This is a genomic window from Bradyrhizobium sp. S69 (genome assembly GCF_009766005.1).
Lineage (GTDB): Bacteria > Pseudomonadota > Alphaproteobacteria > Rhizobiales > Xanthobacteraceae > Bradyrhizobium.
Genome location: NZ_LMUK01000019.1, coordinates 32,789 through 58,396 on the forward strand (window position 1 = coordinate 32,789; position 25,608 = coordinate 58,396).

The 25,608-nt window shown below is 62.2% G+C and carries 25 protein-coding genes and 1 riboswitch; of the genes, 16 read left to right on the top strand and 9 right to left on the bottom strand.

Translation table 11 applies throughout. The annotated features are described in order from the left end of the window. Nucleotides 1-24: 24 nt before the first annotated feature. Together GSQ88_RS06335 and GSQ88_RS06340 are read right to left on the bottom strand one after the other, a co-directional pair. A complete protein-coding gene (locus GSQ88_RS06335; protein WP_159006532.1) occupies nt 25-750 on the bottom strand; it encodes a response regulator in 726 nt (241 codons plus the stop codon). 26 nt (nt 751-776) lie between these two features. Beyond that, on the bottom strand, nt 777-1,328 hold the full coding sequence (locus tag GSQ88_RS06340; protein ID WP_159006533.1) for a MarR family winged helix-turn-helix transcriptional regulator: 552 nt from the start codon (nt 1,326-1,328) through the stop codon (nt 777-779). Nucleotides 1,329-1,745: 417 nt separating this feature from the next. Here GSQ88_RS06340 and GSQ88_RS06345 point away from each other — a divergent pair, with 417 nt between their 5' ends. The 5 genes from GSQ88_RS06345 (at nt 1,746) to GSQ88_RS06365 (ending at nt 5,774) form a co-directional block, all read left to right on the top strand. Beyond that, on the top strand, nt 1,746-2,825 hold the full coding sequence (locus tag GSQ88_RS06345; RefSeq protein WP_159006534.1) for a branched-chain amino acid aminotransferase: 1,080 nt from the start codon (nt 1,746-1,748) through the stop codon (nt 2,823-2,825). A gap of 22 nt (nt 2,826-2,847) precedes the next feature. Continuing rightward, nucleotides 2,848-3,276, top strand: coding sequence for a YegJ family protein (locus GSQ88_RS06350; RefSeq protein ID WP_159006535.1), 429 nt, complete (start codon nt 2,848-2,850; stop codon nt 3,274-3,276). A 61-nt stretch (nt 3,277-3,337) separates the two neighbouring features. Continuing rightward, entirely contained in the window at nt 3,338-4,858 is a 1,521-nt protein-coding gene (hisS, locus tag GSQ88_RS06355) for a histidine--tRNA ligase (protein ID WP_159006536.1), read from the top strand. 154 nt (nt 4,859-5,012) lie between these two features. Further along, nucleotides 5,013-5,216: a tautomerase family protein gene (locus GSQ88_RS06360; RefSeq protein ID WP_159006537.1), complete on the top strand. Its 204-nt coding sequence runs from the start codon at nt 5,013-5,015 to the stop codon at nt 5,214-5,216. Between the two features lie 162 nt (nt 5,217-5,378). Continuing rightward, nucleotides 5,379-5,774, top strand: coding sequence for a thioesterase family protein (locus GSQ88_RS06365; protein ID WP_159006538.1), 396 nt, complete (start codon nt 5,379-5,381; stop codon nt 5,772-5,774). Between the two features lie 193 nt (nt 5,775-5,967). Here GSQ88_RS06365 and proC read toward each other — a convergent pair whose 3' ends face one another. Together proC and GSQ88_RS06375 are read right to left on the bottom strand one after the other, a co-directional pair. Beyond that, nucleotides 5,968-6,801: a pyrroline-5-carboxylate reductase gene (gene proC / locus GSQ88_RS06370; RefSeq protein ID WP_159006539.1), complete on the bottom strand. Its 834-nt coding sequence runs from the start codon at nt 6,799-6,801 to the stop codon at nt 5,968-5,970. 162 nt (nt 6,802-6,963) lie between these two features. Next, nucleotides 6,964-7,464, bottom strand: a complete 501-nt coding sequence (locus GSQ88_RS06375) for a type III secretion system chaperone family protein (RefSeq protein ID WP_159006540.1) — start codon at nt 7,462-7,464, stop codon at nt 6,964-6,966. 449 nt (nt 7,465-7,913) lie between these two features. After that, nucleotides 7,914-8,072, top strand: a riboswitch (FMN riboswitch). Between the two features lie 75 nt (nt 8,073-8,147). Between GSQ88_RS06375 and GSQ88_RS06380 the strand changes: the two genes are divergently transcribed. Together GSQ88_RS06380 and GSQ88_RS06385 are read left to right on the top strand one after the other, a co-directional pair. Then, entirely contained in the window at nt 8,148-8,735 is a 588-nt protein-coding gene (locus tag GSQ88_RS06380; RefSeq protein ID WP_159006541.1) for a 6,7-dimethyl-8-ribityllumazine synthase, read from the top strand. Nucleotides 8,736-8,844: 109 nt separating this feature from the next. After that, nucleotides 8,845-10,053, top strand: coding sequence for an MHYT domain-containing protein (locus tag GSQ88_RS06385; protein ID WP_159006542.1), 1,209 nt, complete (start codon nt 8,845-8,847; stop codon nt 10,051-10,053). A gap of 150 nt (nt 10,054-10,203) precedes the next feature. On the opposite strand, the gene GSQ88_RS06390 is transcribed toward GSQ88_RS06385, so the two are convergent. Further along, the gene (locus tag GSQ88_RS06390; protein WP_210253760.1) at nt 10,204-11,988 is read right to left on the bottom strand and encodes an SGNH/GDSL hydrolase family protein; all 1,785 of its coding nucleotides are present in this window, start codon (nt 11,986-11,988) and stop codon (nt 10,204-10,206) included. A gap of 508 nt (nt 11,989-12,496) precedes the next feature. Between GSQ88_RS06390 and GSQ88_RS06395 the strand changes: the two genes are divergently transcribed. The 8 genes from GSQ88_RS06395 to GSQ88_RS06430 all read left to right on the top strand — a co-directional run bounded on the left by GSQ88_RS06395 (nt 12,497) and on the right by GSQ88_RS06430 (nt 21,363). Continuing rightward, the gene (locus GSQ88_RS06395) at nt 12,497-13,360 is read left to right on the top strand and encodes an FAD binding domain-containing protein (RefSeq protein ID WP_159006544.1); all 864 of its coding nucleotides are present in this window, start codon (nt 12,497-12,499) and stop codon (nt 13,358-13,360) included. 13 nt (nt 13,361-13,373) lie between these two features. Next, nucleotides 13,374-13,874 (top strand): (2Fe-2S)-binding protein, encoded by a 501-nt coding sequence (locus GSQ88_RS06400; protein WP_159006545.1) that lies wholly within the window; start codon nt 13,374-13,376, stop codon nt 13,872-13,874. Beyond that, entirely contained in the window at nt 13,871-16,294 is a 2,424-nt protein-coding gene (locus GSQ88_RS06405; protein ID WP_159006546.1) for an aerobic carbon-monoxide dehydrogenase large subunit, read from the top strand. The genes GSQ88_RS06400 and GSQ88_RS06405 overlap by 4 nt, the downstream gene beginning before the upstream one ends. Before the next feature lie 202 nt (nt 16,295-16,496). Then, complete coding sequence (locus GSQ88_RS06410; RefSeq protein ID WP_159006547.1) at nt 16,497-17,369, top strand: AAA family ATPase; 873 nt, start codon at nt 16,497-16,499, stop codon at nt 17,367-17,369. Next, a complete protein-coding gene (locus GSQ88_RS06415; protein ID WP_159006548.1) occupies nt 17,366-18,577 on the top strand; it encodes a vWA domain-containing protein in 1,212 nt (403 codons plus the stop codon). Before GSQ88_RS06410 ends, GSQ88_RS06415 begins: the two co-directional genes overlap by 4 nt. A gap of 235 nt (nt 18,578-18,812) precedes the next feature. Then, entirely contained in the window at nt 18,813-19,646 is an 834-nt protein-coding gene (locus GSQ88_RS06420; RefSeq protein WP_159006549.1) for an XdhC family protein, read from the top strand. Between the two features lie 12 nt (nt 19,647-19,658). Next, complete coding sequence (locus GSQ88_RS06425) at nt 19,659-20,165, top strand: SRPBCC family protein (RefSeq protein WP_159006550.1); 507 nt, start codon at nt 19,659-19,661, stop codon at nt 20,163-20,165. A 253-nt stretch (nt 20,166-20,418) separates the two neighbouring features. Then, nucleotides 20,419-21,363: a transporter gene (locus GSQ88_RS06430; protein WP_159006551.1), complete on the top strand. Its 945-nt coding sequence runs from the start codon at nt 20,419-20,421 to the stop codon at nt 21,361-21,363. A gap of 83 nt (nt 21,364-21,446) precedes the next feature. On the opposite strand, the gene GSQ88_RS06435 is transcribed toward GSQ88_RS06430, so the two are convergent. Beyond that, nucleotides 21,447-21,911 (bottom strand): VOC family protein, encoded by a 465-nt coding sequence (locus tag GSQ88_RS06435; RefSeq protein WP_159006552.1) that lies wholly within the window; start codon nt 21,909-21,911, stop codon nt 21,447-21,449. A gap of 15 nt (nt 21,912-21,926) precedes the next feature. Then, nucleotides 21,927-22,856, bottom strand: a complete 930-nt coding sequence (locus tag GSQ88_RS06440) for a LysR family transcriptional regulator (RefSeq protein WP_159006553.1) — start codon at nt 22,854-22,856, stop codon at nt 21,927-21,929. Between the two features lie 136 nt (nt 22,857-22,992). Between GSQ88_RS06440 and GSQ88_RS06445 the strand changes: the two genes are divergently transcribed. Beyond that, nucleotides 22,993-23,706 carry an SDR family oxidoreductase gene (locus GSQ88_RS06445; protein ID WP_159006554.1) on the top strand — a complete coding sequence of 238 codons (714 nt, stop codon included), beginning with the start codon at nt 22,993-22,995 and terminating at the stop codon, nt 23,704-23,706. Between the two features lie 94 nt (nt 23,707-23,800). Here the strand turns inward: GSQ88_RS06445 and GSQ88_RS06450 are convergent, their stop codons facing one another. Together GSQ88_RS06450 and GSQ88_RS06455 are read right to left on the bottom strand one after the other, a co-directional pair. After that, nucleotides 23,801-24,754 (bottom strand): ribose-phosphate pyrophosphokinase, encoded by a 954-nt coding sequence (locus GSQ88_RS06450; RefSeq protein ID WP_174247933.1) that lies wholly within the window; start codon nt 24,752-24,754, stop codon nt 23,801-23,803. Nucleotides 24,755-24,948: 194 nt separating this feature from the next. Further along, nucleotides 24,949-25,599 carry a hypothetical protein gene (locus tag GSQ88_RS06455; RefSeq protein ID WP_159006556.1) on the bottom strand — a complete coding sequence of 217 codons (651 nt, stop codon included), beginning with the start codon at nt 25,597-25,599 and terminating at the stop codon, nt 24,949-24,951. Nucleotides 25,600-25,608 lie beyond the last annotated feature (9 nt).

The following is a 25,608-nucleotide window of genomic DNA, read 5'->3' on the forward strand; positions in this document are numbered from 1 at the left end:
AGGCCGGTTTCATCTCGGGTTTGTTCACGGCGATGCGACCAGGCGATAGCCGATGCCGCGCACCGCTTGCAGGAACAACGGGCTTGCCGGATCGCGTTCGATCTTGCGGCGCAGGCGGTTGATCTGCACGTCGACCGCGCGCTCGTTGACCGAGCCGTCGCCGCCGGTCAGCGCGCCGCGCGGCACGGTTTCGCCCGGCGCCGCCGCCAGGATACGCAGCATGTCGCGCTCGCGGTCGGTGAGGTGGATCACCTCATCGCCCTGGCGCAGTTCGCCACGCTCCAGATGATAGACGTAAGGTCCGAACGCGACCGACTCCAATGTCTCGACCGGCGGCGGCGCGGTGCGCTTGAGGATGTTGCCGATGCGCAGAACCAGTTCGCGCGGCTCGAACGGTTTTGCCACGTAATCGTCGGCGCCGATCTGCAGGCCCTCGATCCGGCTTTCCGCCTCGTGGCGCGCGGTCAGCATGATGATCGGTACCGACGAGGAGGTGCGGATGAAGCGGGCGAGGTCGAAGCCGGTTTCGCCGGGCATCATGACGTCGAGAATCAGCATGTCGAAATGCAGTCCGAGCAGCTTGGCGCGGGCGTCCTTGGCGCTCGCCGCGGTGGTGACGCGGTAGCCTTCGCCGCACAGAAAGCGCGACAGCAAATCGCGGATGCGGCGGTCGTCATCGACCAGCAAGAGATGCGGCGCGTCGTCGGCCGGTCGGGGCGGTGCCTGAACGAGGGTTGCGGCCTGGGCCAAGATCTATTCCTTCGCCTTTCTATTCCTCATGCCTTCGCGGTTGCGCCGGCCGGCTTGAGGATCACTTCCAGCACCTTGTCGGGATCGTCCTGGTCGATCATGGCGCGCAGGAACTGGCGGACCGTGTCGATGCCGGCCGGGTTGATGTCGCGCAGCGCGTGGGTGATCCGATCGGTCTGCAGCCCTGCGAGCTTTGCCACCAGCGTCTCACCCTTTGGGGTCGCAAAAAGCAGGCGCTGCCGCCGGTCGTTATTGCCGGTTCGCTGCACGATATACCCTTCATCGAGCAATTGCTTGAGCACCCGGCCCAGCGACTGCTTGGTGATGCGCAGCACGTCGAGCAGATCGGCCACCTTCAAACCGGGGTAACGGTGGACGAAATGCAGCACACGGTGATGCGCGCGGCCGAAACCGAACGCTTCCAGTTCATTGTCGGCGTCGCCGACGAAGTCCCGATAGGCGAAGAACAACAGCTCGATGATGTCCCAGCGCAGGTCGCCGGAGCGCGGCGCAGCCGGGCGGTCTGTTCCCCTGACGTCAGGGTCTCGGGTAGGATTTGAGAAATTTATGTCAGCCATATTGACGTATCTTGGGTTCAATGTTACAAAACTGTCAGTCACGGCGAAATTTTAAGTCGTTGCTGTGCGGCGGATACGTTGCCGATGGCCGGAGCAAGCCAGGCAGATTGAGATTTGGCGGCGATCGCCGCGGCACTTGTTGACCGTAACATTGTCGAGCGGCATTTCGGCAAACATACTGGACTTCCGCCGTTGGCAAAAGCATGTCCTCGGACAGGCGAAGCGGCAACCAGCCGCAGGGGCTGGCGCGGAGGTGCCCAGGCATAATAAACCGCACCACCGCGCAAATAGGCGCGGAAGGCGCTTCGATCCGGGAGAGAGCCCATGGGAGTTTCGTTGGATACATCTGTCCTGCAAGCCCGGCGAGATGGGCCCGCACCGGAGACCGCGCCGGCTCAGACCGCAGAAAGCAAAGCAATGAGTTTGAAATTCGAAATCCAGCCGACGGCCAATCCGACGCCCGAGACGGAGCGCGCGGCAAGGCTGGTGGATCCCGGCTTCGGCCGTATCTTCACCGATCACATGGCGATCGTCCGCTACAATCAGGCCAAGGGCTGGCATGGCGCGCGCGTCGAATCCCGCGCCAATTTCCCGCTCGATCCGGCCCTGGCGGTGCTGCATTACGCGCAGGAGATTTTCGAAGGCCTCAAGGCCTACACCCGCGACGACGGCGGCGTGAACCTGTTCCGCCCCGACGCCAATGCCAAGCGCTTCCACAATTCGGCCGATCGGATGGCGATGGCGCCGATTCCTGCGCCGGTGTTCATCGAAGCGGTCGAGCAGCTGGTGCGGATCGATCGCGCCTGGATCCCGGGCGGCGAGGGCAGTCTCTATTTGCGGCCGTTCATGATCGCGAGCGAGGTGTTCCTCGGCGTCAAACCATCCTCCGAATATATCTTCGCGGTGATCGCCTCGCCGGTCGGCTCCTATTTCAAGGGCGGACCCGCGCCGGTGTCGATCTGGGTGTCGGAGAATTACACGCGCGCAGCGGTCGGCGGCACCGGCGCCGTCAAATGCGGCGGCAACTATGCCGCGAGCCTGCGCGCGCAGGCCGAGGGCATCGATCATGGCTGCGATCAGGTCGTGTTCCTCGATGCGGTCGAGCGCCGCTACATCGAGGAACTCGGCGGCATGAACGTCTTCTTCGTGTTCGATGACGGTTCGCTGCTGACGCCGCCGCTCGGCACCATCCTGCCGGGCATCACGCGGGATTCGATCATCGCTTTGGCCAAGGATTCCGGCACCCGCGTGCGCGAGGAGGCCTACACGATCGATCAGTTCCGCGCCGATGCCGCCAGCGGCCGGCTGAAAGAGGCGTTCGCCTGCGGCACCGCCGCCGTGATCTCGCCGATCGGCAAGGTGTGTTCGGCGAGCGGCGATTTCCTGATCAGCGGCGGCGTCGCCGGCCCCGTCGCCATGGGCATGCGCAAAAAGCTGGTCGACATCCAGTACGGCCGCACCAACGACCCGCACGACTGGATCAGGAAGGTCATATAATTCGTGGGGGAGTGCTTACGAGATGGCCGAAGACCCACCGATTGTCAAAATTACCAGCGCCGACGTGGATATGAACGCTGCGATCGCGCGTGCTCGCGATACGCTTCCCATGTTCTGGGCATCCTTTGATGCGCCGAAGCCATCCGAAACCGGACACGGGCTGAAAGTTCGATTTGCGGTCGGCCCCCACCGCTTTGAGCACATCTGGATGAGCGAGGTGGAGAAGCTTCCAGATGGCAATTTTTCCGGCCGGTTCGCTAATCAGCCGAGCGATCTGCCCGACAAGAACGAGGGCGATCAGGTCGAATTCAAACAGGCCGATATCACCGATTGGTTGTTCATCCGAAATGGAAAGGTCGTCGGCGGAGAGACCATCAAACTCCTCCTCAAGTCGATGCCGAAAGAAGAAGCCGACGCCATGCGCGCGCAGATGGAGCCGCTAAGGCATTAGGCGCTGTGGCGACACATCGAACCGGGTTGCCGCGCCGCGCCCACGCTGGTACCAACCAGCCATGGCCGACAAACCCAAAAAACCGCAGAAACTGAGAGCCCGGCTGCCGCGCGGGCTGGAGGATCGTGGCCCCGCCGCGATCGCAGCAACGCGGGCGATGACCGACAAGATTCGCGAGGTCTATGAGCGCTACGGGTTTGAGCCGGTCGAAACCCCGGCGATGGAATACACCGACGCGCTCGGCAAGTTTCTGCCCGATCAGGACCGGCCCAATGAGGGCGTGTTCTCGTTCCAGGACGACGACGAGCAGTGGATCAGTCTGCGGTACGACCTGACCGCGCCGCTGGCGCGCTACGTCGGAGAAAACTACGGAACCGAAAACCTGGTTCTTCCGTATCGTAGCTATCGTCACGGCTGGGTATTCCGTAACGAAAAGCCCGGCCCCGGCCGCTTCCGCCAGTTCATGCAGTTCGATGCCGATACGGTCGGCAGTGCGTCACCCGCCGCGGACGCCGAGATGTGCATGATGGCGGCGGATACGATGGAAGCGCTCGGCATTCCGCGCGGCAGCTATGTGGTGAAGGTGAACAACCGCAAGGTGCTCGATGGGGTGCTGGAGGCGATTGGACTCTCCGGCGACGAAAATGCCGGCCGACGACTGACGGTGCTGCGCGCGATCGACAAGCTCGATAAATTTCCGGCCGATGAAGTGCGCAAGCTGCTTGGTCCCGGACGATGGGACGGCGGTGAAGAAGGTAAAGGTGATTTTACCAAAGGCGCTGCGCTGAGTGCGGCGGATGCCGACATCGTTCTGGCTGTTACGCAAAAGCGGGACGACTGGAAGCAAGCGGTCGCGCAGGCCGAGACCTATCTGGCGAAAAGTGAAACCGGCAAAGCGGGCGTCAGCGAACTGGAAGAAATCGCGAAATTGATCGCAGCTTCCGGCTACGGCGACGATCGCATCCGCATCGATCCTTCCGTGGTTCGCGGTCTCGAATATTACACCGGCCCGGTCTACGAGGTTGAACTCACGCTGGAGACAAAAGACGAAAAAGGCCGTCCTGTCCGCTTCGGCTCGGTGGGCGGCGGCGGGCGCTATGATGGGCTGGTCTCGCGGTTTCGCGGCGAACCGGTGCCGGCGACCGGTTTCTCCATCGGCGTGTCGCGGCTGCAGGCGGCGCTGACGATGCTCGGCAAGATCGACACCACGCCTGTGTTTGGGCCGGTGGTCGTCACCGTGTTCGATCGCGACCGCGTCGCCGATTACCAGAAGATGGTCGCGCAACTTCGCAACGCCAACATCCGCGCCGAGCTTTATCTGGGCAATCCCAAGAACATGGGCAACCAGCTCAAATATGCCGACCGCCGCCATTCGCCTTGCGTGATCATCCAGGGCTCGGACGAAAAGGCGCGCGGCGAGGTGCAGATCAAAGATTTGATCGAGGGCGCCAAGGCGGCTGCCGCGATTGCCTCCAACGCGGAATGGCGCGAGACCCGTCCGGCGCAGTTTTCTTGCGGCGAGGACGAACTGGTCGCAAAAGTGCGTGAAGTGCTGGCGCGGCATGATGTGAAGTGGGGATAGTAATTCCGTCATGCGTGGGCTTGACCCGCGCATCCATCTTTAAAATGATGGATTACCGGACATAGGCGAACGGGAGAGACGCCGTCCTTCAGACGGCTATGTCCGGCAACAACGGTCTGGCGAGTAACGTAGCAAGAGCAAAGGGAGCAACAAAATGCCTGAGATTACCGTGAGCATGGCCACCGGCCGCACCGACGAGCAGAAGGCCGGCATGATGCGCGACATCACGCAAGCGCTGGTGAAAAACCTCGGCGTCGACGCCGATGCGGTCGTGATCCAGATCAACGAAGCGCCGCTCGCCCACAAGATGAAGGGCGGCAAGACTTTTGTCGAACGCGCGGCTGCCGCGAAGAAGTAGGTTTCTCGTCGTCCCCGCCTAGTGCGCAATTGCGCACGGGGGGCGGGGACCCATAACCCCTCGCGTTGGTGTTGTTGAAGGCGTTAGCCTCATCGTTCCAACGCGAATTCCTCGGCGTATGGGTCCCGGCTCAAGGCCGGGACGACGCTGATAGAGGGTCCGATGGACGCACGCGACGTCATCAAGGTCGGCATGAGCGCGGAGCGCACGCTGGTGGTGCCGCCCGAGCGGACGGTCGGGCATTTCGTCTCGCACATGCCGATGGTCTATGCGACGCCGATGATGATCCTGGAGATGGAGATGGCGTCCGGCGACGCCATCGCAGCCGTGCTGGAGCAAGGCTGGATCACCGTCGGCACCGAGGTCGATATCCGCCATCTCGCGGCGACGCCGGTCGGCGCCACGGTACGCACCACCGCCAAGGTGGTCGCGGTGGAACGCCGGGTGATCCGCTTCGAGGTCGAAGCCTTCGATGACAAGCGCCGGATCGGCGAAGGCCGCCACGCCCGCGGCCTGGTCAATCTCGCGAGCTTTACAGCGCAGTTCGGCAAGAAGTAGTCGCGCATCACTGTGGCTGAAGCCGCCACCGGCTGACCCCGTCACATAACAACCGTCATCCTGAGGAGCGGCGTCTTCGCCGCGTCTCGAAGGATGGTGTTCAGCATCGTGCGTGCGGCCATCCTTCGAGACGCGCGCAAGAGCGCGCTCCTCAGGATGACGGCTTTTATTTAGTTGGCGGCCGAAAGAAAACCTACTTCGCCAGTTCCTTCGAGCGCTTCGTCGCCGCCGCGACCGCGCGGATCAATAGCGATTGCATGCCGCCCGCTCCCATCAGCACTTCAAGTGCTGCGGCGGTGGTGCCGCCGGGCGAGGTCACGTTTTGGCGCAAGGTCGCGGAGGAGGCTTCCGAGCGGCGCAGCAATTCGCCGGCGCCGGCGACGGTTTCGCGCGCCAGCCTGGTTGCAAGTTCGGCCGGCAGGCCAGCCTCGACGCCGGCGCGTGCGAGTTCTTCGGCCAGCAGAAAGATATAGGCGGGACCGGAGCCGGAGACCGCGGTCACCGCATCCATCAATTGTTCGTCATCGACCCACTCGACCGAACCGACGGCGCGCAACAGCGCGTCGGTGGTCGCGCGCTGCGCGGCGCTGACAGTGTTGGCGGCTACCGCGACCGTGATGCCGCGGCCGATCGCGGCCGGCGTGTTGGGCATGGCGCGAACCACGGCGCCGCCGCAGATCTGCGAGATCGATGCGATGGTGGCGCCGGCCATGATCGAGACCACCAGCGTCGATGGTCCGACCAGCGGTTTCAGTTTGGCGCCGGCCTCGGCAAACGATTGCGGTTTTACCGCGATCACCAGCGTCTCGACGGCGCCGACATCCTGGGTCGGCGGATTGAGGCGAACGCCGGTTTTGACCAGCGCGTTGATGTCGTCCGAAGGCTGAGGCTCGATCACGACGGCTTGTTTGGCGTCGAGCCCTCCGGCCAGCCAGCCCGCCAGCATCGCGCCGCCCATCTTTCCCGCGCCGGCGAGCGCGATGGTGCCAGAAAGATTTTTTAGCGAGCTGGTGGTGGTTGAAGACATTAGAAGCAAATTCCTGCGTCGTCCCCGCGAACGCGGGGACCCATAACCCCTGCGTTTCTAGTAAAACGCAAGAAAGGCCACAAGCATCTTGCTTGAACGTCGGTGACACGGCGTATGGATCCCGGCCTGCGCCGGGACCACGCTGAATGTGGAGCGCGAACCCTACGCCTCGCCCTGCGTATCGAACATCGCCGCCGTCATGGCCTCGGCGGCGGTCTTGCCGGCCCAGACCACGAATTGCAGCGCCGGGTAATAACGTTCGCAGGCGTGGATGGCGCTGACCAGCATGGTCTCGCATTGCGCGGTCGAGGCGGTCATGCCGCCTGGCAGCACCAGCGCCTGCCGGTACATGATCATGCCGGTGTGGGTCCAGATATCGAAATGGCCGACCCACAATTGCTCGTTGATCGCCGCGATCAGCCGCTGCACTTCGGCGCGCCGCGGCTCGGGAATCTTCATGTCGAAGGCGCACGCCAGATGCAGCGCCTCGATCTCGTTCATCCAGGTGAAGGACAATTGATAATCGGTCCAGTCGCCCTTGGACACGATCGTCACTTCGTCTTCGCCCGAGCGTTCGAACGACCAGTTATTGTCGGCTGCGATATCCTCGACCACCGCAAGCGGGTTGTTCCGGGAATCGATCATGCCTTCGAGGAGGGACATTTCCGTCTCGACCTTATTTCTTGATTCTGTTGATACGCATACGGGGTCCGGCCCGCGCGAGAACCGGTGCGTCGTTGCCGACTGCAATCCCCCGAACGCCTGGGAACAATTGGGGCCTGCGAGGATCAACTGATGTGATTTGCGGAATCCGCGCAACCGACCCTAGAGTCCGTCCACAAGACAAACGCCGTCGTCCACAGCTCATCGCGCGCCATAATTATTAAGATGAGAACAAACCGGAATCGGATCGTGCCGCGCCATATTCGTTAACTTTTGGCGCGACCTCAGCCGCCGCGCGGAAATCCGGCGCAAGTGACTCTTTTCACGGAACTTTCCGCGCGGACTTTGCTCTGGCGGCATGGGGACATGCAGATTTCCGGGAGCCAAGGCGCTTGCTGGGCCGCCGGTGATTCGTCATAGTTCCCGTCAGGTCGTCCATTCCGGGCGGCCGATGTTCTCAGGGCGGGGTGAAAATCCCCACCGGCGGTAAGGGTGACGAAGCCCAAGCCCGCGAGCGCCTTCTGCTTCAGGCAACTGAAAATGAAGGGTCAGCAGATTCGGTGTGATTCCGAAGCCGACGGTCATAGTCCGGATGAAAGAGAACGGTTGCGAAAGGTCCCGCGCGTTGGCGCGTGGCTGTCTCGTTCCGTGTGCCCTGATTCTGGTCCTGAAAGAGGAAAGCCATGAATCAGATGTTGCAAGAGCCTGAAGTCTCCCAAGAAGTCTCCCAAGCAATAACCCAAACCAGCCACGTTCCCGAAACGCCGGATCTTCCTCCGGCGCCGGCGCATCCGCGTTTTACAAAACCGCAGCGGGTCGCGTTCGTGCAATCGTCCTGGCATCGCGAGGTGGTCGAGGAATGCCGTATCGCATTCCTGGCCGAGATCGAGGCACGCCATATCGCGCCGGCGCAGGTCGACGTGTTCGAGGTGCCGGGCTCGTTCGAGATTCCATTGCACGCTCAGTTGCTGGCCAAGACCCGGCGTTACACCGCGATCGTGGCCGCCGGCCTCGTGGTCGATGGCGGCATCTACCGCCATGAATTCGTCGCCGACACCGTGATCAAGGCACTGATGGATGTACAGCTAAAGACCGAGGTGCCGATCTTCTCGGCGGTGCTGACGCCGCAGCAATTCCACGAAAGTGCGGCGCATTTCGATTTCTTCCGCAAGCATTTTGCCACCAAAGGCATCGAGGTCGCGGAAGCCTGCGCCAACACGCTGCACAGCCTGGAACGGCTGCGCGGCCAGGTGGCGGCGGGGATTGTTTAGTAAACTATCTGCCGTAGCGCCTATCAGCCGATTGTCATTCCCGCCGCCGCACCTGTAAACTCGGCGGCGGGAGGAGGCACATCCGTGGAGACGGGTGGCCGAGACGATCATGTTCGTAGGACACGATCCCTATCTCGTCGCGCTCTCGGTGGTGATCGCGATTCTGGGAGGATACACCGGCTTCGGCCTCGCGGCACGTATCCGCGGGACGCCGGATGTGAGCCATCGCGTGCTGCTGGCCGGCGCCGCGGGCTTCCTTGCCGTCGGCATCTGGACCATGCATTTCGTCGGCATGCTGGCGGCGCCGCTGCCGTCAGGCACCGTCTATCTGGTGTTGCCGACCATCGTATCGTTCCTGATCTGCGCCCTGGTGGTGGGGGTTTCGCTGTTCTTTGTCAGCGTCGGCGAGCCCTCGCTGTTGCGGGTGGTGTCTTCGGCGGTGCTGCTCGGGCTTGGCATCGTCAGCATGCATTATGTCGGCATGCACGGCCTGTCCGGCGGCTTCGCGATGGAGCATGAGGGCGCGATGGTCGTGCTCTCGGCCTTGATCGCGATCGCCGCGGCCTATGGCGGCTTGCGCGCGTTCCTGGCCCGGCAGGGCGGCGTGCAGTTGATCCTGAGCGCGGTCGCATTCGGGATCGCGGTATCGGGCATGCACTATACCGCGATGGCCGGCATGCAGTTTGTTCCGGCGTCCGAAGGCGCGCACCACCACATCGAGGGTCTCGCCGCATCGCCGCAGATCCTGTCGTTGGTGGTGGCGCTGCTGTGTTTTGTGATCGCAGCGGGGTTTTTACTGTCGCTGGTGCCGGAGCCGCGCCGCAAAGCGCCCGACGATAGAGCCGTCCCGTTGGTGGAAGCGGCTGGCCTTGAGGCCGATGCCCTCCCGGCTGGTGAGCTTGCGGCGACGCCCGGTTCGCGGCTGCGGCCGACGCCGCTCGGCGGTATCGGCCAGCCGCCGCGCGCCGCGCCGGCGCCGCGGCTTCCGGTCGAGGGCGCCGATGGCACCCATTTCATCGATACCGCCGATGTGCGCAGCGTCCGCGCCGACGCCCACTATACCAAGGTCCATGACGGCACCCGCGAGCGGATGTGTCCGTGGTCGATCTCCGAGGCCGAAGCCCAGCTCGACCCCGGGCTGTTCGTCCGGGTGCACCGCAGCCACATCGTGGCGATCCCGCACGTCACCTTCGTGCGCAAGGAAGGCGATGGTGCTGTGGTCGAACTCGATGGCCCCTCGCCGCATCGGGTGCCGGTCAGCCGTGCCAAGATCGCCGAGGTCAAGGCGCGATTGGGCTTGGCCGGCAGGCACACCTAGCCGCTTGATCGACGGACAGCGACGGCCGACGCCGTCCTTACCAGATCACCGGCTTCAAGGTGAAACGCAATCCAAAGTGTTTTTCTAAGCGTAGCTACTCCTGTCTTCGGCGTGCTTAGTTCGCCACTGTGCGCTCGCCACCGGAACGCGTTATTGCTGTAAGGGTTCGCAAGAAGCCTTGGAATCAACCGGCAATTGTGAGAATCCGGCTGGAATCAGCCCGTCTTTGTCGAACTCGCACCGAATGCGCCAGGCGGCGAAGTTTTGAGCGAAGATGTTGGGGTGTGCTATGCCGGTTGTGAGGGTGCGCGAAAGCTGACTGTTGCTGTCAGGAAGAAACCCCTGCTTGAATGAAGAATCGGCCCACGTCACAAACCAGCTTGGTTTGGCGCACCACCCTCTTATCTCGGATCGGCGTTCAATACCTGAAACGAATTTCCAGCCTTGATCGCGGTGAGCTACGGCAGCTGCTTTCAATACCTTGTTAAGCTCAAGCAACACGGTGCGGTATGTTATTTCGGCAGCCTCGCGAGTGATGCCTACGCCGACGATGCGAAGATCGGCGGGTCCGAGAGTGCGATCCATATTAAAATCGTCGCATGATACCCGCTTTTCGTTGTGCGTCAGATCGACGTACTCGGATAGCAGTACCTTCTTGGGTTTGACATCTTCCAGCACAGTGGCCAGCGATCCTAAATCTCTCGCGAGCCGATCCAATCGGCCTTTGACTGCATCAATGGCGCATTGCTCGGAGACACCAAGTGCGTGGCCAAGATTAGAAAGTGTGGAATTGCACATCAGGAGGGCTTGCCGGATGATGTCGCCGAAGCCGACGTCATTTCCGCCGATCGTCATGATGACATAGTCAGGCCTCCGCATATTTTCGCAGTCTTTTTTGAAGGCGCCTTCGGGACAGATCATCGCCTTCAACTGATCGATTTGCGCCGGCAGAAATTTTGAATCGCTAGCAGCATTGCGTTTACCAAGGCCGAGATCGGTCGAAAATAATTTTTCGTAGTAAGAGATTTGATCCAGCGTCTCGCGCCCGGCGTAAGTCGTAAGCAGGCCGCCTTCACCTTGCGTTGCCGGGCTTGGGTCTTTTACCTGAGCTCCGGAGCAGGCGTAGTTCAAATATGTGAAGGTGTGCTTGGGTGAATCTAAAAGCGTGTTTTGAATCGCCGCCAGGCCCACGGCCATAGAAGTAAAGTTGAACAGCGATCGATGGCAACGTCGGTCCCACCATGTATCGAGCTGCATCGACTTGTACGGGCCTTGGTCTAGAATGCCACGCACCGTGTGCGGGTTGCCTTCGCCTGAAGAATAAGAGTCTCCCAGTGCAACTACGAAAATGTCATGTACCAATACGTCGCGTGAGGTGTCTTCGATGGTATTGTCGGGCTTCGTGACGTGGATCGTGAGCTTGTAAGGAACATCAAGCTCGACCTTGCCAATAAACTCAGCGCAATTTGTGTTCTCAGGCGCGTTTGGGCCCGGGGGAATCAGTTCCCAGCGGCACGAGGCATTGTCCGGCAAATCGTGCGCGCGCCCTCTTATTTTGCGAATTTTTGAAAAAATGTAGTCGGCTTTCGGTCCGTAGGTTGCCGTGTACTCGTCCCACGCTGTCGGAAGCGATTCTGGCAGGGGGATCCAATATGAGACGCCATCATTTTTACGAAGACGGTCTTTCGCGCAATATTGGCCCTTCAGAACATCCCTGTATGGCTGGCAGAGATGATCGCTGTCTTCATTCTCTTTGGAGCACTCGCGTGCGCGACACAACTCCTGTTGAAATTTTTTCTGATTGTCTTCGTTTAGAAAAACACGATTGTTATTCAAGACTTTCCACGAAACAATTGTAGCATGCGCACCAAGTGGAAAATTAGACGCACCAAATAACATGACGAATGCCGCAGCGCCTCGAATCGTTCTCATCAATGCAATCTCCCTCGATGCCCATCGGGCAATTTTTACGTAAATCTCATAGTTTTACAACTAAAAGTAGATGGTTCAGATGCTATTGCCTCCCTAACCCGCTTCATGAAAAGCACCTTTCCCGCCCTTTCGCTGCTGCGGCAACTCGGGTGGTGTTGGCAAGGGTATGCTAAGTCGGATTCCGAGAGATTGACGCCAGCTTGCGGCGGCCGGATCCGAAGGTGCGGCGTAACCCGCCTCGGCAATCGCGCTCCCAGGCAATTGAGGCCCAGCGCAATACCCGCGCGGGAAAGCCAGCTTAATTCGACTTGTCCCGCGCGCAGGGACGACGAAATAAGCCGCTCGACTCCGTTAGGTCGCCAAACCTGACGCATTTCGTGCGCGAGAAGGCGCATTTCGTGCGAAATTTCCGCTTCTGTGACCCAGCCATTGCCGCCGGACGGCTGCGGGATAAGCGTCCCTCCAACGTTGGTGCCTCGTTAAGAGCGCCCAAAGACGATGGAGGAAGCCCATGATCCCTGGCCCGTTCAGCTACCACCGGCCGGCGACTGTCGCCGATGCGATCAAGTTGCTCTCGGATTTGGGCGATGATGCCCGGCCGCTGGCCGGTGGCCACAGCCTGGTGCCGATGATGAAGTTGCGGCTGGCGACGCCGGAGCATCTGATCGATCTGCACGGCATCGACGGGCTGAAAGGCATCCGCCGCGACGGCGCCAATATCGTGATCGGCGCCATGACCACCCAGCATGATCTGCTCGCCTCCAGCGAGATCGCGGGGTCGCTGCCGATCCTGCACGAAACCGCGCTGCTGATCGCCGATCCCCAGGTGCGCTACCGCGGCACGCTCGGCGGCAATGTCGCCAATGGCGATCCCGGCAATGACATGCCGGCACTGATGTTGACGCTCGGCGCCAGCTACCGGCTCGAAGGCGCGTCAGGCGTGCGCGACATCGCGGCTTCCGAGTTCTACCAGGGTGCCTACTTCACCGCACTCGAGCCCGGCGAAATCCTCACCTCGATCCTGATCCCGGTTCCCGCCGCCGGCCACGGCCACGCTTATGAGAAGCTCAAGCGCAAGGTTGGCGACTATGCCACCGCCGCCGCTGCGGTGATGCTGACCAAAGCCAATGGCAAGGTCGCGACATGTGCGATCGGCCTCACCAATCTGTCGGAGACGCCGCTCTCGGCCGACGCCGCCGCCAAGCTCGTGATCGGCACCAGCCTCGATGACGCCACACTGAAAAACGCCGCGGCTGCCGCCAGCGCGATCATGTCACCGGCCGCGGACGCCCGCGGCCCGGTCGAATACCGCAAGCATGTCGGCGGCATCATGGTGATGCGGGCGCTACAGCGCGCGTTTGCAAAAGCAGCCTGAGAGGAACAGACCGATGGCAAAAACCCACGTCACCATGAAAGTGAACGGCGCCGAGGTCGAAGGCCTCGTCGAACCGCGCACCTTGCTGGTGCATTTCATCCGCGAAAATTTAATGCTCACCGGCACCCATATCGGCTGCGAGACCACCCATTGCGGCGCCTGCACCGTCGATATCGACGGCATGTCGGTGAAGTCCTGCACCATGTTCGCGGTGCAGGCCCAGGGCTCCGACATCACCACGATCGAAGGCATCGCCAACGCCGACGGCTCGCTGTCGGCGTTGCAGGAAGGTTTCCGGATGATGCACGGGCTGCAATGCGGCTTCTGCACGCCGGGCATGATCGTGCGCGCGCAGCGGCTGCTGACGGAAAATCCGTCACCCACCGAGGCTGAAATCAGGATGGGCATCGCCGGCAATCTCTGCCGCTGCACCGGCTACCAGAACATCGTCAAGGCGATCCAGTACGCCGCCGCCAAGATCAATGGCGTCGAATTCCAGGAGGCTGCGGAATGAACGACATGACTCCCACACGGGAACAACGCGAAGCCAAACTCGAAGGCATGGGCTGCAAGCGTAAGCGGGTCGAGGACATCCGCTTCACCCAAGGCCGTGGCAATTACGTCGACGACGTCAAACTGCCCGGCATGCTGCACGGCGATTTTGTCCGCTCGCCGCACGCCCATGCGCGCGTCAAATCCATCAACTCGGAAGAAGCGCTGAAAGTGCCGGGCGTGCTCGCGGTCATCACCGCCGAAACGCTCAAAACCGTCAACCTCGCCTGGATGCCGACCCTGGCCGGCGACGTGCAGATGGTGCTGGCCGACGGCAAGGTGCTGTTCCAGAATCAGGAAGTCGCCTTCGTGGTCGCGACCGACCGCTATGCGGCGGATGACGGCATCAACAAGGTGGTGGTCGAATATGAAGCGCTGCCGCCGCTGATGGATCCGTTCAAGGCGATGGATCCGGATGCGCCGGTATTGCGCGAGGACCTTGCCGGCAAGACGTCAGGCGCGCACGGCCCGCGCAAGCATCACAACCACATTTTCGAGTGGGTCGTGGGCGACAAGGATCTCACCGACGCTGCCTTCCGCAACGCGGAAGTCTCGATCAAGGAGATGATCTCCTATCATCGCACCCATCCGTCGCCGCTGGAAACCTGCCAGTGCGTCTGCTCGTTCGATAAGATCAAGGGTGAGCTTTCGATCTGGGGCACCTTTCAGGCGCCGCATGTAATCCGCACCGTGGTGGCATTGATCGCCAAGATTCCGGAGCACAAGATCCATGTCATCGCGCCCGATATCGGCGGCGGTTTTGGCAACAAGGTCGGCGCCTATCCCGGCTACATCTGTGCCGCGGTGGCGTCGATCGTCACCGGCAAACCCGTAAAGTGGGTGGAAGACCGGATCGAAAACCTGACCGCGACTTCATTCGCGCGCGACTATCACATGACCACGGAAATCGCGGCGACTAAAGAAGGCAAGGTCACCGGTTTGCGCGTGCACGTGCTGGCCGATCACGGTGCGTTCGATGCCTGCGCCGACCCGTCGAAATGGCCGGCAGGCTTTTTCAACATCGTCACGGGTTCGTACGATTTCCCGACCGCGCATCTTTCGGTCGATGGCGTCTACACCAACAAGGCGCCGGGCGGCGTCGCCTATCGCTGCTCGTTCCGCGTCACGGAAGCCGCCTATTGCATCGAGCGCGGCATGGATATTCTGGCCCAGAAGCTCGGGATGGACCCGGCCGAACTGCGGCTGAAGAACTTCATCAAGGCCGAGCAATTCCCGTATCACTCGGCGCTGGGCTGGGAATATGATTCCGGCGACTACCACACCGCGATGCGCAAGATGATGGAGGCGGTCGATTACGCCGGCCTGCGCAAGGAGCAGGTGGAAAAGCGCGCGGCGTTCAAGCGTGGCGAGACCCGCGAGATCATGGGCCTCGGCGTGTCGTTCTTCACCGAGATCGTCGGCGCTGGCCCCTCGAAGAATTGCGATATTTTGGGGATAGCGATGTTCGATTCCTGCGAAATCCGCATGCATCCGACCGGCGCGGGTATCGCCAGGGTTGGCTCCAAGAGCCAGGGTCAGGGCCATGAGACGACCTGGGCGCAGATCATCGCCACCGAAATCGGCATTCCCGCCGACGATATCATGGTCGAAGAAGGCAACACCGATACCGCGCCTTACGGGCTCGGCACCTACGGCTCGCGTTCGACGCCGGTGGCGGGCGCTGCCATTGCGATGGCGGCGCGCAAGATCAAGGCGAAAGCGCAGATGATCGCGGCCTACAAGCTCGAGGTCCACGAGGGCGATCTTGAATGGGATATTGATGGCTTTCGCGTCAAAGGCCTGCCGGAGAAATCGATGTCGATGAAGGACATCTGCTGGGCTGCGTATAATTCGGTAGCGCCGGGCATGGAGCCGGGTCTTGAAGCGGTCAGCTATTACGACCCGCCCAACATGACCTATCCGTTCGGCGCCTATATCTGCGTCATGAACATCGACGTCGATACCGGGGTCTACAAGGTGCGCCGCTTCTACGCGCTGGATGATTGCGGCACCCGTATCAACCCGATGATCATCGAAGGCCAGGTCCATGGCGGCCTGACCGAAGCCTTCGCGATCGCGATGGGCCAGGAGATCCGCTACGACGACGAAGGCAACGTTGTGACCGGGTCGTTCATGGACTTCTTCATCCCAACCGCGGTCGAAACCCCGCATTGGGAGACCGACTTTACCGTGACGCCGTCACCGCATCACCCGATCGGCGCCAAGGGCGTCGGAGAAAGCCCCAATGTCGGCGGCGTGCCGGCGTTCTCCAACGCCGTCAACGATGCGTTCTCGTTCCTGGGGTCAACCCATATCCAGATGCCGCATGATTTCTGGCGCAACTGGCGGGCGGCGAAGAATTTGGGCGTGTTCGCGGCGTAGTTCGGTTGCTCACGGCGCTTGCCTTGAATCGCTGCGTCATCCTGAGGTGCGAGCGAAGCGAGCCTCGAAGGACGGTGACACGCACGGACTCGTGGCCATCCTTCGAGGCCCGCGCAAGAGCGCGGGCACCTCAGGATGACGATCACCATGAGGCGGCAGAAGGAGCTGCAATGATTCAAGCGAACCGTAAGGCACACGAGCAATGAAAAGCCGCGACGAGATCGCAGAGCGCCTCGCAGCTAGCGGCTACATCGCCGATAGCGAACTGGCTACCGCGGTCTCGCTGATGCAATTGCTCAAGCGGCCGCTGCTGCTGGAGGGCGAAGCCGGCGTCGGCAAGACCGAAGTGGCAAAAGCGCTGGCAAAAATGCACACGACCGAGTTGATACGTTTGCAATGCTACGAGGGCCTTGACCAATCGGCAGCGCTCTATGAATGGAACTACCAGCGCCAGTTGCTGGCGATCCAGGCGCATCGCGGTGAACAGGCCGAGGGCATCGAGGATCAGATATTTTCCGAGAAATATCTCCTGGAGCGGCCGTTATTGGCCGCGATCCGCCGCCACAAGGCGCCGGTGCTGTTGATCGATGAGATCGACCGCGCCGACGACGAGTTCGAGGCGTTTCTGTTGGAATTGCTGTCCGACTTCCAGGTGTCGATTCCCGAACTCGGCACCATCGCGGCGGTGACGATTCCGCACGTGATCCTGACCTCGAACGGCACCCGTGAATTGTCCGACGCGTTGCGCCGCCGCTGCCTCTATCACTACGTCGATTATCCCGACGTCGACCGCGAGGCCCGCATCATCATGGCGCGGATCGATGGCGCCAGCACCTCGCTGTCGCTGCAGATCGCGCGCATGGTCGAAGGCATCAGGAAAGAGGAACTGCGCAAGGTGCCCGGCGTCGCCGAGACGCTGGATTGGGCGGCCGCGCTGGTCGGCATCGACGTCCGCGATCTGCACGATGCGCCGGAAATCGTGCACGACACGCTGATGTGCCTGCTCAAGACCCACGAAGACAAATCGCGGGTCACGCGCGAGGTGACGGAACGATTGTTGGGGAAAGTGGCATGAGCTGCTGTGGCCCCGGCGCGAATTACGACGAGATCGACGAGGTCTCACGATTCGTCGCGGGCCGGCTGGCGGCGTTTCTGGCGACGTTGCGCGACAATGGTTTTGCCGTCGGGCTGCATGAAGGGCAGGACGCGGCATCCTTGATGACATCAGGCTATGCCGCCAAACCGGGCCTTTTGCGTTCGGCGTTCAAACATCTGTTCTCGGCGCGCAAATCCGACTGGGAAAAGTTCGACGGGCTGTTCGATGCGTTCTGGCTCGGCAAGCGCCTGAGGTCGCGCTCGACGACGATGGGTTCAGCGAAGGCCGCCAACAATCCGTCACTCAAAAGCCTGCCGAACAATCCCGGCGATCCGCGCGCCGGCGGCGACAGTGCGATGGACCAGATTCCGTCAGCCGATGAAGCGCCGGAAGACCGCGCCGGCGAAGGCCGCATGGAGGGCGCGTCCACGGCCTCCAACATCGCCGAGATCGATTTCCGGAAAATGACCGAGCCCGGCCAGATCGAGCAAGCCCACGCCGCCGCGGCGCGGCTGGCCAGGATCATGCGCACGCGGTTGACCCGGCGCGATCTGGCGCGCCGTCGCGGCTATCGGCTCGATCTGCGGCGTACCATCCATGGCAATATCAGCCATGGCGGCGTGCCGATCTCGCTGGTCAAGCGCCAGCGCAAGGAAAAGCCGCTGCGGCTGGTGATCCTGCTCGACGCCTCCGGCTCGATGAGCATGTACACCGGTGTCTTTCTTCGCTTCATCCACGGCGTGCTGGACGAGTTCCGGCAGGCCGAGGCGTTCCTGTTTCACACCAGGCTCGCGCATGTTTCCGATGCGATGAAGGAAAAGGACGCGGCGCGGGCGCTCGATCGCCTCTCGATCATGGCGCAGGGCGCCGGCGGCGGCACCAGGATCGGCGAGAGCCTGCAAACCTTCAACCGCTGGCACGCCGCCCGCGTGATCCATTCGCGCACCTGCGTGATGATCGTGTCTGACGGTTACGAGACCGGCGACGCCATGTTGCTGGGCCGTGAGATGGCAGCACTTTCAAAACGCTGCCGCCGCATCGCCTGGCTCAACCCGATGATGGCGTGGGAGGGCTATGCGCCCGAGGCTGCCGGCATCAAGGCCGCGCTGCCGCATGTCGATCTCTATGCGCCGGCCAACACGCTGAACAGCTTGATCGCGCTCGAACCCTATCTGGCGAGACTGTGAGAATGGATGAGATGAAATTGAGCCGCGACGCTTTCTTCACCTCTCCCATCGGGAGAGGTCGCGCCCAACGGGTCGCGCCAAAGGCGCGCCCGATGACAGGCTCCGGCGCGGGTGAGGGGTTACGCTCCCTCGTGCGAACAGCGCCCCCTCACCCGCTTTGCTTCGGACGATGCTTCGCATCGCCCGACGCAAAGCGACCTCTCCCCGGCGGGGAGAGGTGAAGGAGAAGACGCCGATGACCGTTCATGTCGAAGTGATGGATCTGGTGGCGCGGATGAAAGCCGCCGAGCAGGCTTTCGTCCTGGCCACCGTCGTGCGCACGGTGTCGGTGACGGCCGCCAAAGCCGGCGCCAAGGCGATCATTCGTCCCGACGGCACCATCGTGGCGGGATGGATCGGCGGTGGCTGCGCCAGAGGCGCGGTGCTGAAGGCGGCGCGCGAGGCGCTGGCCGACGGTGAGCCGCGCATGGTCTCGGTGCAGCCGGAAGACTTGCTCGCCGAACTCGGCGTCAAGCCGGGCGAGGCCAAGGACGGCGTGCGCTTCGCCTCCAACATGTGCCCGAGCAAGGGCACGATGGATATCTTCGTGGAGCCGGTGCTGCCGCATCCCTCGCTGGTGATCCTGGGCGCCAGCCCGGTCGCGATGTCGCTGGCCGCGCAGGCGCGCCAATTGGGTTATCACGTCACCTTGGCCGCACCCTCGGCCGATCTCGTGGTCATCCCCGACACCGACACGCTGGTCGATGGCTATGCGCTGGGCGAGCTCACCCAGACCCGGCGCTTTATCGTAGTGTCGACGCAGGGCAAGGGCGATGAGGCGGCGTTGCGCGCGGCGGTTACCATCGATGCGCAATATCACGCCTTCGTCGGCAGCCGCCGCAAGATGGCGGTGTTGCACGACAAGCTCGTTGCCGCCGGCGTCGCGCCCGCGGCGCTAGATCGCGTCAAGGCGCCCGCCGGTCTCGATCTCGGCGCGATCACGCCGGAAGAAATCGCGATGTCGATATTGGCCGAAATCACCATCGAGCGCCGCCGCGGCCAGCGCAATTCCACTCATATCGCGACTTGAGGAAGTTCAATTATGCAGATGAACGACAGCCAGCGTATCCCGGCATCCAAAGAGAAGGTGTGGGCCGCGCTGAACGATCCGGAAGTCTTGAAGAAGTGCATTCCGGGGTGCCAGTCGCTTGAAATGTCGTCGCCGACCGAGATGACGGCGACCGTGGTATTCAAGGTCGGTCCGGTGAAGGCGACGTTCGGCGGCAAGGTGACATTGTCCGATCTCGATCCGCCGAACTCCTATCGGATCTCGGGCGAGGGCTCCGGCGGCGTCGCCGGGTTCGCAAAGGGCGGCGCCAGCGTGGGGCTGGAGGCCGAAAGCTCAGATATCACGATCCTGCATTACGCAGTCGATGCGCAGATCGGCGGCAAGCTGGCGCAACTCGGCGGGCGCCTGATCGATTCGACCGCGAAGAAACTCGCCGGTGAGTTCTTCACGTCGTTCGCGGCGGTGGTTGGTGGCAGCGCCGGTGCGGCAGCAGCAGATGCCGGTTCGAAGAGCTGGATCAGCAAGCTGACCGGGACCTGAAGCGTTGCAGGCGGCGAAAGCCGCTCGAAGTCCAAAAAGTGTTGAGAAGGCGACATCAAGATGATGGACGCGCCCGTCCGTCTCAGCACGGCTTTTTGATAGCCATAAAAGCTATTTGCTTTGCGCTTTGGGGTGTGGTCGAATCGGTCAGGAGACCGGGACGGCCGCATCCGTTGCGTCAGATCTCGGATAGGAAATTCAGGTCATATCAGGCGACAAAGCGTAGCTAGGGCGAGCGTCGGTGGTGCACGTCGTGATCTGGAGAAGCCTCGCCACTTCGCGCCTCGCAGCTTGGCTTGCAGGCGCAGCGATCGGCGCGGTGGCCTGTTCGTCTGCGGTTCACGCGGCCGACAGCACCACGAGTTCGACCACTACAACGACCACTACTACCACCGCCTCGTCCGACCCTGCGCCCGACAAGAGCGGCTATAATCTCTTCAATCCAACCCCCGATAACCAGATGCGGAAATTCACGCCCGACCGTCCGGCCAAGGGTTTCTCGGTCCGGACCATCGACGCCGGGCATTTCGAACTGGAAACCGACATCGTCAACTATACCACCTCGAACGATCGCGGCACGGTCACCCGCAGCATCGAAGCCCTCGACCCGACCGTCAAACTCGGATTGACGAACTGGATGGACTTCGAGGTCCAGTTCAATGGCCTGCAGTCTTCGCGGTCGTTCGACGCTGCGTCGGGCAACGAGGTCCTCAACGGCGCGGGCTTCGGCGATGTGTTCCTGAGGACCAAGATGAATCTGTTCGGCAATGATTCCGGCCCCGCCGGTTTTGCCCTGATCCCTTACGTTAAATTGCCGTCATCGACCCCGGTCATCAGCAACAATGCGGTCGAGGGCGGCCTGATCGCGCCGCTCGCGCTGCGGCCCGATGACTTCATCATCACCTTGATGACGGAGGTCGATGTGCTGAAGACGGCGGTCGGCGACGGCAGGTATGCCAATTTCGTCAACCTCATCGGCGTCAGTCATCCGGTTCCCGGCTTCGATGCCGTCAACGCGACGGTCGAGTTATTCGCCTCGACCGGCACTGACCCTGCGACGCCGCCGGTCTATACGTTCGATCTCGGCATGAACTTCAAGCTCGACCAGCACGCGATCCTCGATGTCGGCCTCAATCTCGGCCTCAATAAAGCAGCACCCACCGCGCAGGTCTATTCGGGCATATCGTTTCGCTTTTAATTTATTGTTTGAGCATGATCTCCGGGCAAACGCTTCGCGTTTGTCCCGAGGGAAAACCGGTTTCCACTTTTCCGGATCATGCTCTAACCGTTTTGCGTGCCGTCCGCGTAACCACCGCCGATCTGCATGCCGTCGGCGGCCAGCAGGCCTTTTCCCGGGACATGATTGATCTCCAGTCGTGTGCCGTCCGGATCCTCGAACAGCACCGAGTAGTAACCTGGCGCAAAACTGTCCTGCTTCGGTCCGTGAACGATGTGCGCCCCGATCTTTTTCAGGAAATCATGGGCCTCATCGACATCGGCTCGCTCGCGCGCGCGAAAACAATGGTGATGCAATCCAACGGAGCCTTGTCGGAATCGCTGGCCGGCATATTCCGCGGCCGGTGCATGAATTCCGAAACCGGTGCGGCCGCCGACGCCATAGAAAGTATTGACCGTGTCAGCCACGATCGTAAGACCCAGAAACGGCAAAAGCTGCGCGTAGAATGCGCGGGCGGCTGCAAAATTTCCAGCCGTGATAAACGTGTGGGCAACACCGTTTATTTCCATAACATCCTCCCATCTTCATCTTCGCGGATAGGCCGTCCGGCATACTGACGTCACGGTGTCGCGCAGCCAGCGATGCGCCGGATCGGCATCCACGCGAGGATGCCACATCGCCGATATCGTGATCTCCGGCGTGGAGACCGGCAGTTCGAAGCTTTCAAGACCCGACGTCGCGGCATGGTCGCTCGCCTCGCTGTTACCCAGGCACGAACGCGGCACCAGCGCGATCAGATCCGAGTGCCGCGCGATCCGCATCGCATCCGGGTATCCAGGCACGACGACGCGTATCGCCCGGCTAAGGCCGAGCTTCTCGAGGGCATCGTCGACCGGTCCGGTGAAATCCGCGTTGCGTGACGCCACGATATGATCGCACGCCGCATATCGTGCGGGCGTCACTCCGGGGTCTGCCAGAAGCGGGTGCCCGATCCGTGCCACGCCGACAAACCGGTCGCGAAACAGCAATTGGGTGCGTATCTCCGGCGCGGACACGCCCAGCACGCCGATCTCCAGATCGATCAGTCCCTCCCGCAGCGGACCCGCATCCTTGTCGGGCTTGGGTGCAAAGCGGAGGCGGATGCGTGGCGCCGCTTGCATGACGGCTGCGACCAGCGGAGCGGAAAGCAACTCGACAAAGCCTTCGCTGGCGCGAATGGTGAAGGTCAATTCGAGCGCGGCTATGTCCAGATCAGCGATTTGCGGCCGCAGAACCGCGCGCACGTCCCGGCTAAGTTCATGGACGCGGTCGCGCAGTTCGGCCGCGCGAGGTGTCGGGACCAGCCTGCGTCCGGCGCGCACCAGCAGCGGATCGCCTGTTGCCGACCGCAGTCGCGTCAGAGTCCGGCTCATCGCCGACGAGCTCAAGCCGAGGCGGCGAGCCGCTCCGGTCACGCTGCCTTCAGCGAGCAACACGTCCAGCGCGGCGAGCAGGTTCATGTCCACGTTATCCATGACGCCGAGCCTAGCCCACCCGGGCCACCAGACCTAGCGTCAAACGCAACTATATCTTTCATTTGATGCGTATAGCGCCAGTCATTCGGGATGCTCATGTTCGTGGTCAACCCAATCAGCGAAAGACATTGCGCCCATGCCCCCAGCGATTTTGAACGCGGCCACTCCGACAATCCTTCTGATCGGCGCATCACGCGGTCTCGGCCACGCCATGGCGGCCGAGTTTCTGACGAAAGGATGGAACGTCGTCGGCACGGTTCGAGGCGGAGGCCGAACACGGCTGCACGACCTCGCGGAGGCGTTTGCAGGCCGCGTCGAGATCGAGGCTCTGGATATCTGCGAGCCGGATCAACTCGCAGCGCTGCGCGACCGCCTGTCAGGCCGGGTGTTCGACATGCTGTTCGTCAACGCCGGGGTCACCAACGACGCAAAGGAAACCATCGCGGAAGTGACGACCGATGAGTTTATCAGGGTCATGGTCACCAATGCGCTGAGCCCGATGCGGGTGATCGAAAGCCTGCAGCCATGCGTCGCCGCGACGGGCCTGCTCGGCGTGATGTCATCGGGGCAAGGCAGCGTCAGCAACAACGAGACCGGCATGCGGGAGGTCTATCGCGGCAGCAAGGCGGCGCTGAACATGTACATGCGGAGCTTCGCAGCTCGCCACTCCGGGACGGCGCGCGCGATGGTGCTGATGGCTCCCGGCTGGGTCCGCACCGAAATGGGAGGACCAGACGCACGCTTGAGCATCGAAGACAGCGTGCCGAACCTGGTGAATGTCCTGATTGCAAAACAGGGGAAACCCGGCTTGCAATATCTCGACTATCTCGGCCGCATCGTCCCTTGGTGATCCGTTCGTGCAAGCCACGGCACGGCGCACGCGCGCCTTTGTTTGCCCACCCTGCGAAATGACGAAACGATGTCTGGATAACGAGGCCGCAGCCTCAGTCGAACAGGCTCGACACCGACTCTTCGGCGGCGGTGCGGCTGATGGCCTCCGCGATCAGCGGCGCGATCGGCAGCGTGCGGATATTGGCCGATTTGTTGACCGCTTCCGTCGGCAGGATCGAGTCGGTGATCACAAGCTCTTTCAGCTTCGACGAGGCGATGCGTGCGGCGGCACCGCCGGACAGCACGCCGTGGCTGATATAGGCGTAGACTTCCTTGGCGCCGTTGGCGAGCAGCGCGTCGGCCGCGTTCACCAGGGTGCCACCGGAATCGACGATGTCGTCGACCAGGATGCAGGTATAGCCGGCGACGTCGCCGATCACGTTCATCACCTCGGATTCGCCGGCGCGTTCGCGGCGCTTGTCGATGATGGCGAGCGGGGTGTTGATGCGCTTGGCAAGGCCGCGGGCGCGGACCACGCCGCCGACGTCGGGCGACACCACCATCACGTTGCCGAGGTCGAAGCGCTCCTTGATATCACGCACCATCACCGGCGAGGCGAAGAGATTGTCGGTCGGAATGTCGAAGAAGCCCTGGATCTGAAGGGCATGCAGGTCGAGCGTCATGACGCGGTCGACGCCGGCCCGGGTGATGAGGTTGGCAACCAACTTGGCCGAAATCGGCGTCCGCGAACCGGATTTGCGATCCTGTCTGGCATAGCCGAAATACGGAATCACCGCGGTGATGCGGCGCGCCGACGAACGGCGCAGCGCATCCGTCATGATCAGCAATTCCATCAGATGGTCGTTGGCAGGAAACGACGTCGACTGGATGATGAAGGCATCCGAGCCGCGGACGTTTTCCTGGATTTCGACGAAGATCTCCATGTCGGCGAAACGCCGGACCACGGCTTTGGTCAAAGGAAGGCCAAGTCCCGCAGCGATATCCTGTGCCAGCGCGGGATTGGAATTGCCGGTGACGAGCTTGATGGAGCCGTTTTTGGCCGACATCGAGGCTTCTCCTCGCGCCTTGCTGGATACGATGTTCAGCATATCGGAATACCCACGGAACCGGCGCCTTCGACGAGCGAGGTGATATCAAGGAGGTGGCGCGGCTGGCAACCCATAGCCCCCGGTTTTCCTGCGCAAAATCGTGATGCAGGCCAGATGCGCCCCAGAAGGCTAAACGAAAGCTAATTTCGCCGTCAGCGGGTGCTGCTGTAACTTAGCGAGCTGACGTTGAATGCATCCGCCGCCGGCGCAGCCTGCTCCGCGCTCGCCACCGCCGGGCCGCCTCGGTCCGGCGCCGGGGACGTGGCCGGCAGCGGTTGGTCCGCCGGCGCGGTTCCGTTGACCATGGCGGCCAGGCCGGCAAAGCCGGCCTGGGCGATACGCCGCAACACCAGATCGTCGGCCGCGGCCCATGTATCGCCGCGCCCGCCTTTGCCGGCCGGTTCTTCGCCGGATAGCCGCAGCGCGCGCTGCTGGTTGGCGTCATAGACGTCCCAGACCCATGCGATGGTGGTGCGGCCGTGGTAGAGCTGGGCCGCGAGATAGCTGCGCACGCGGTACGCCGCCTGGCCTTCGCGGGATACGATCGAGAGGTTGCGCAGCTTTGACTCGCTGTCCAGCACGCCGACCATGCGGTCGAACACTTGAGGCGGCGGTCCATCGATCGATTCGAAGGCGACGGTCGCGCCATTTCCACCAGCACCGGCCATCGCAAAAGCGTTGTTCGGGCCGCCGCCGGCGGCGCAGCCGCCAAGCGCGCACGCCACCACCAGCAGTGCTGCCGCAACGGCCGCACGCGAACAGGTCCGGCTGGCCCGGAACAGAACTGATGACGCTTCCCTCATTACCCCGAG